The sequence below is a fragment of the Aquimarina ulvae genome (assembly GCF_053613295.3).
In genome coordinates this window covers 1-6831 of sequence record NZ_JBSIBP030000026.1, presented here as the reverse complement: position 1 = coordinate 6831, position 6831 = coordinate 1, and the positions used below count along the sequence as shown (strand labels likewise).

The following is a 6831-nucleotide window of genomic DNA, read 5'->3' as shown; positions in this document are numbered from 1 at the left end:
CAAAATAAACGATTTGGCTCGGAGCAACCCGAAAGTTCAATGCTTTCTACTGCCCAACTTGCCATATATTTAACGTTGTGAGCAAGCAGAAAAATGACCGAGAAAGAAAGTAAATATTACGACCGAATTAAAAAAGAGCTTGTCGGACAAAAGATTTTTGAAGTTTATTACGAAGAAATAAATTGGGAAACTGATGACTCAGAATTCTGGGAGTTTTCAGCAGACATTCACTCTGTTGATATGAACGTAATATTCCTTCTGGATAGCGGAAAATTAATTCAAATAATGTGGGACAGTGAATTTTATAGTTATGGTATAGGATTTACCATTATTGATAAATTAGAGAAAGAAAAAGAAGGATTTAAAATCTTAAATGTTTCGGAAAGTAAAAATTGGAAAAAACTGATTGGAAAAAAAATATCTGGAATCGGAATTTTATGGGATATTAGTGAAGGAATTACAACCGAATATGAAAATGGCCGAATAGTTAAATCCGAAAATACGATTACCAAATTACCACAAACTTGGGAATTATCATTCGATAAAAATAAAATTTGGATTGCCACTCTAGAGATAAAAGAAGATGAATCTGACAATTATTATTGGGCTGACCATCTAACAATTTTATTCTCTAATGAAACGCAAGAAAAATATAAACTGTGTAAAAATGCCAGCTCACAACACTATATATAGCAAATTGGGCGATTAGTGTTTAATCCAAAAGTTGTTATCTATTTGGAAAGTCGCCAAATCTTTTGATTTGGTATTAAAAGAGAAAAATTAAAACAAAATAAAAAGATTTGGCTTGGGGCTTAACCGAAAGTTATTTTTTACTTTCTTCCCAACTTGCCATATATTTAACGTTAGCAACAAGGCAAGACAAACATTGAGAACATTAATAAACATATTGATTATTCTTTCACTTCTGATTTCTTGCAAATCAAATAGGAACGAATTGAAAATTTCAGAATTTGAAACTTTCGAACGAGTGATGGGCGAAAATTCTTGGGGATTTGTAAATCAAAATGGAGAAGCAGTTATACCTCTAAACAAATATAAATTTCTAAATCCAATAGACGAAGAAGGTATGATTTTAGCTCAATCAAATGGAAAAAGTGGTTACATAAACATAAAACAGGATACACTAATACCATTTATTTATGACGATTTAAGTGTTTTCTCTCACGGACTTGCACCTGCGAAGAAAAATAACAAATACGGTTTTATTGATAGAAAAGGTAAAGTAGTAATACCATTCAAATACGAAAATGAAAGTCACTTTTATAAATGCAAATTAGCAAAGGCTAAACTAAATGGGGAATTTGGATTTATTGACCAAAGCGGTAACGAAATTATTCCTATCAAATATGAGAAAGTTAGAAGTAACAGAATTGATTCTTTAGTCTGTGTAATGCAAAATGGCAAATGGGCATTTTTCTCTTGTGGTGGCGTGCAACTGACTGATTTCAATTTTGATAAAATAACCGAATCATATTATGACGATAGAAATTACACCTATTTTGAGCGAGGACTTTGTCGAGTAGAAAAAAATGGTAAAGTTGCTTATCTAAATAAAGAATTTGAAGAAGTAGTGAATTTTGGAACTTATGACGTAGCAGAACCTTTCCGTAACTATTTAGGGATTGTCGCTAAAAATGGGAAATACGGAATTATTGATACACTTGGTAATGTTATTTTACCAATAAAATATGACTTCATCGAACATCCTACTGAATACTCAAACGAATCTGACCTTTTTGCTGTTAAGAAAGGAAAAAGTATTCAACTTTTGGACAAAAAAGCAAACCCAATAACCGATTTTGACATCAAAGAATTTGAATGGGATAGTTATAAAGGCAAAGAATCATACCAAAGATATTTCGTTCTAACTAACAGTTCTGGAATGGTAGGAACAGTTTCGGACAAAGGAATGAATGAAATACCTTTTGAATATCAAGAAATCAAACCTTTTGATGGAAAGTCCGTAACCTATGCAAAACAGAATGGAAAATATGGGTTAATAGATTACAAAGGAAAAATCATACTACCATTAGAATATGATGACATATTTTCTCAAAAATTCTTTGATTATTACATCGTAAAAGACTCAAAAAAATCAGGAATGTTTGACAAAAATGGCAATCCAATAATTTCATTCTCATATCAAAACATTACACCTACATTTTACGAGAAAAACAAAAGATTTATCGTCCAAAAGAATGGTCTTTTTGGAATCATTGACATCAATGAAAATATAATAATACCAATTGAATTTGAAGAAATATCTAATTGGGTTGAATATGGACCAAAAGAACATTTCATTACGAAAAATGGAAAAAAAGGCTTAATTAGTAGAAATGGCGAAATAGTTATTCCACCGCAATATGATGAAATTTCAGTTGATAATTCTAAAGTGATAAAAGTAGAGAAAAACGGTCTATTCGGAACGATAAACTGGAACAACGAAATAGTTCATCCAATAGAGTATGAACAAATTTTATGGGAATGGCCATATCTAACAAATAAAGAATTGGACACCATTTATTTAAAAAAGAGTGGTAAATACCTAACAACTGACACGAAAGGAAAAGTGTTAGAGCAAAAGGTAAGTGAAAAATTAATTGATGATAAATTCGGTTATTTATTAAACTTCCAATAAAGCCCAGTTGCTAACAAAGTATAAAAAAAAATAGGGCAAAAAGTGCTTAATCGAAAGGTCTGTGTGTATTTGCCAAGTCGCCAAATTTTTAAATTTGGTGAAATTAAAAAGAGAAAAGATAATTAACAAAATTTAAAAATTCGGCTTGAATATAATCTGAAAAGTAACGGTTACAACTGCCCTACTTTTCTTATACTGAACGTTGGCAATAATTAGTAACAATATTTAATTTAATACGACTAACTAGTCATTAATCCTAAATCAATAAAATGAACACAAAAATATTAATGACCTCAAGTGCCTTATTCTTGGCTATTATTGGAATTCTTCTTTCTTTTTTACCAAATGAAATAGTGGAATATCTAAATGTTGAGTCAAATATCATTTCAATACTCTTTTTGAAAATAATGAGTGCATTATACTTGGGTTTTGGAATTTTAAATTGGATGGCTAAAGGAACGCTAATTGGAGGAATTTATAATAGACCGATTGCAATTGGAAATCTAATGCATTTTGGAGTTGGGGCAATTGCCTTAGTTAAAATTGCTTCTATTATCCAAACACATTCAGAAATTATTGTTTCTCTCACAGCAGTGTATGTGATTTTTGCGATACTTTTTGCCTATGTCTTTAGAACTAATCCGACTAAAACAGAAAAGTAGAATAAAACTATTGCCAACACCGTGTATAATTCATTGCTAGTTAAAGCCAACTTACGAAAGTCCTCGCGGACTTTCTATCTGTGATTTATCTGCTAACTTTAGTGCTTAAACCACGCAACTAATCATACACAATCACGTTGTAGTGCATTAAAAAAATGAACGGAAATAATTTGAAATTTGAAGTTATCTGGAAAGATGATGATATGTTTGAGATGCGAATCTCTGCTAATAACGGACGATATTCTGGAATTACTGAGGTTTATGAAGTATCTGAATCTTTACTCGGATTTGTAAATGAATTAGATGGATTCCCATTTGGAAAAGATAGTGTGACTCATTCTTGCGGAGAAAAAGATAGTTACGCATATTTCGAAATGAAATTTTATAAGATTGGACCGACTGGAAAATGTGGAGTGCTAATTACAATGGAAGAAAATGTCTCAACGGAATATCGGAAAGAGGAAAAAGATAAGCTCTCAATGGAATTGATAATTGAGCCAAATGCGATAGACACTTTTAACCGAGAATTGAAAATGTTAGCGGAAAAAGAAGACGGGATAGCGGAATTAAAAGGAATCGGAAATTATCCGAGTAATATTGCATAAAATAACGCACTACAACACTATATATAGCAAATTGGGCGATTAGTGCTTAATTCAAAAGTTGTTGTCTATTTGCAAAGTCGCCAAATCTTTTGATTTGGTATTAAAAGAGAAAAATTAAAACAAAATAAAAAGATTTGGCTTATGGCTTAACCGAAAATAATCGCTTGTTTTCTGCCCAACTTGCCATATATTTAACGTTACCTACAATTATGAAAAACATTCCGCTTCTAATTTTAATTTTGGTTTTAATATCAAGTTGCAACTTCAATGCAAAGGTTGAATTACCAAAAGCGGAAACAGCTGAATTAAAACCTTTCCCAAAAGTTGAGGCTTCAACATTTGAAAACATTTTTATCGTTGATGAGGATAAATGCAAAAAGTGGAATTTACCAATCACACGTTTCAAAATTGAGTATCCGAATAATGTAAAAGTTGATTCTGCAAAAATCGGAGTTGAAAATTATGCTTATATAACTTTTCAACTAATAGAAAGTGATATTGTAATTGAGGAATTTTCAATTGGATATTCAGATAGAAAAAGAATATTTGAAGAAGAGCACGGAAAAAATTCCACAGAAAAAATTTTAGCCAGTTTAAAAAAGAGAGTTCCAGATATAAAAGTACTTTTTAATGGAATGTCGGAATTTTATGGTCAAAAAAATTATCAGTTAAACGCAGAAATAGAGATAAAGGAAAAAACACCACAAAATTTTTTAGGAAATTATCAATTGTTCAGAACTCTTTATTATCCAAAAACGGCTGATTTTAATCCCGTAAATTTAGTTTGGAGTACAAATAAAAACTCTGAAATTAAAAATAAAGATGATGTTGGAAAAAAAGGTTTGAGTGCTGAAATTTGGAAAACATTTGAATTTATAGAATAAATAACTGTAGGTAACACCGTGTATAATTCATTGCTAGTACTCGCCTACTTACGAAAATCCTCGCGGATTTTCTATTCGGTTTGTATTTGCTAAATTAGTTGCTAAAACACGCAACGAAATCATACACAATCACATTACCAATAATTGCCAATGAAGGAAATTTACGAACCAAAATTTGTCGAAAAGCTATTTGACAAAATGAGCCGTTCATATTCAAAAGTGAATTATGTAACTTCTTTTGGATTTAGCGAAAGATGGAGAAGACAATGTGTTGAGGAAATTGAAATCCAAAAAGGAAAAGTTATTGTCGATTTGATGACTGGAATGGGAGAATGTTGGAAACATATTTTAGCAAAATGTAATAAAGACTCAAAGTTGATTTCCCTTGATTTTTCTACAAAAATGATAAATCGAGCTAAAAATAATAAGGAAAAACTCAATATTTACGACATTGAAATTCTGAAAGAAAATGTTTTTGAAAACTCAATAAAGGACCAAACTGCTGATTATGTAATATCCGGATTTGGGATGAAAACTTTTAACGATAATCAACTTGAAAAATTAGCTATTGAAATTCACAGAATTTTAAAACCAAATGGTAAATTTTCTCTTGTAGATGTTTCCGTACCCAAAAATTCAATTTTAAAACCTTTTTATCTCTTTTACTTGAAAAATGTTATTCCAATATTAGGTAAGATATTTCTTGGAAGTCCAGAGACCTATAAAATGTTGGGAGTTTATACTCAAGAATTTGTAAATTCAAAAAACGTTGAACAAATATTTAGAAAATTCAATTTTGAAGTTGAATATGTGGACTATTTTTACGGATGCGCTACTGGAATTAAAGGGCGAAAAATAAAATAACTATTGGTAACAACACCTATACGATAATGCGATGTTTAGGTTTAACCGAAAGGTTATTGTCTATTTGGTTTGTCGCCAAAGTATTAAATTTAGTATTTTAGAAAATATAAAAACAAAACATAAGCTTTGGCTAAGTGCTTGATCGAAAACCTGTGATTTTTTGCTCCCGCACTACGCATAGCTAACCGTTACCACCAATTAGAAAAAATGAATAGACTGACAAAAACTTCGCTTCTAATATTAATTGTATCACTTTTTACAAGCTGTGATTTTATTAACAACGCATTTACTTACAAAGACACAACTGAAGGTTTTGTTGAAGCCCTAATAGATGAAGATTATGAAAAAGGTTTAACCTTTATGGCGACCGAACACGATGGATTTAAAAATACAAATCTTGACACTTTAAAAGTAGGATTAGCCAATTTAAGGCAGATAATTGTAAATAATTTCGGAACTGAATTGGAGTACAGGTTTATGACCGCAAATAAAACTTTATCAACGGTAGAAGGAGAAAGCACAGCTCCAAATACAACGAAAGCTCAAATCGAATTTTCGAACGACAAGGAATTCGGTGTTTTCGAAATAATTTTTGACGACAATTCAAATAAGATATACTACATCCAAACTCTTGAAATAAAAGAACCCATTCCGAATATGATGATATTTTGGCTTTTTGGAATACTAGCCATTTGTGTACCGATTTTCAACATTTGGATAATTAGGAAAATCAGAAAAAGTGACTTAAAGAAAAAGTGGTTGAAATATATTGCTGTCATTTTCCTTAACGTACCTGCAATAACCTATAGTGCTGTTAATGGACTTTCATTTAGCTTATTAAGTTTTCAAATCTTATTGGGTATTAGCTTTAGTTATATGGGATATCTAAGTTCAGCTTGGACCTTCGGAATACCATTAGGTGGTATATATTGGTTGTGGAAACTCAATAAGCCAACAGTTGACACGGAACTATTGGAAAATGAAACTGTAACAGAATAAAAAAAGGTGGTAACACTGTATATGAAATCATAGCACCCTGCGGGATGCTACGCTTCATATACTAACCGTTGTCTGCAATTCGGTACGTTAAACAAACATCCTTTACAAAGTTAAAGAAACATAGTTTACACTTTTTAAGGTATAATTTGAGGGAAAAA

At 30.9% G+C, this 6831-nt stretch carries 7 protein-coding genes; all 7 read left to right on the top strand.

Annotated elements, in window-relative coordinates; genetic code table 11:
• Window positions 1-93: 93 nt before the first annotated feature.
• The 7 genes from ACWGOQ_RS23825 (at window position 94) to ACWGOQ_RS23795 (ending at window position 6673) form a co-directional block, all read left to right on the top strand.
• Complete coding sequence (locus ACWGOQ_RS23825) at window positions 94-693, top strand: hypothetical protein (RefSeq protein ID WP_452060351.1); 600 nt, start codon at window positions 94-96, stop codon at window positions 691-693.
• A gap of 262 nt (window positions 694-955) precedes the next feature.
• A complete protein-coding gene (locus ACWGOQ_RS23820; protein ID WP_452060350.1) occupies window positions 956-2659 on the top strand; it encodes a WG repeat-containing protein in 1704 nt (567 codons plus the stop codon).
• Window positions 2660-2928: 269 nt separating this feature from the next.
• Window positions 2929-3321 (top strand): hypothetical protein, encoded by a 393-nt coding sequence (locus tag ACWGOQ_RS23815; RefSeq protein WP_452060349.1) that lies wholly within the window; start codon window positions 2929-2931, stop codon window positions 3319-3321.
• Between the two features lie 155 nt (window positions 3322-3476).
• On the top strand, window positions 3477-3926 hold the full coding sequence (locus ACWGOQ_RS23810) for a hypothetical protein (protein ID WP_458202886.1): 450 nt from the start codon (window positions 3477-3479) through the stop codon (window positions 3924-3926).
• A 134-nt stretch (window positions 3927-4060) separates the two neighbouring features.
• Window positions 4061-4810: a hypothetical protein gene (locus ACWGOQ_RS23805; RefSeq protein WP_452060347.1), complete on the top strand. Its 750-nt coding sequence runs from the start codon at window positions 4061-4063 to the stop codon at window positions 4808-4810.
• 150 nt (window positions 4811-4960) lie between these two features.
• On the top strand, window positions 4961-5674 hold the full coding sequence (locus ACWGOQ_RS23800; protein ID WP_452060346.1) for a class I SAM-dependent methyltransferase: 714 nt from the start codon (window positions 4961-4963) through the stop codon (window positions 5672-5674).
• 207 nt (window positions 5675-5881) lie between these two features.
• Window positions 5882-6673: a hypothetical protein gene (locus ACWGOQ_RS23795; RefSeq protein ID WP_452060345.1), complete on the top strand. Its 792-nt coding sequence runs from the start codon at window positions 5882-5884 to the stop codon at window positions 6671-6673.
• Window positions 6674-6831: the final 158 nt, after the last annotated feature.

Bases quoted from the DNA above. Each gene is read 5' to 3' on its own strand.
- ACWGOQ_RS23825 (WP_452060351.1), top strand. From the start codon at position 94: ATGACCGAGAAAGAAAGTAAATATTACGACCGAATTAAAAAAGAGCTT.
- ACWGOQ_RS23815 (WP_452060349.1), top strand. From the start codon at position 2,929: ATGAACACAAAAATATTAATGACCTCAAGTGCCTTATTCTTGGCTATT.
- ACWGOQ_RS23810 (WP_458202886.1), top strand. From the start codon at position 3,477: ATGAACGGAAATAATTTGAAATTTGAAGTTATCTGGAAAGATGATGAT.
- ACWGOQ_RS23795 (WP_452060345.1), top strand. From the start codon at position 5,882: ATGAATAGACTGACAAAAACTTCGCTTCTAATATTAATTGTATCACTT.
- ACWGOQ_RS23800 (WP_452060346.1), top strand. From the start codon at position 4,961: ATGAAGGAAATTTACGAACCAAAATTTGTCGAAAAGCTATTTGACAAA.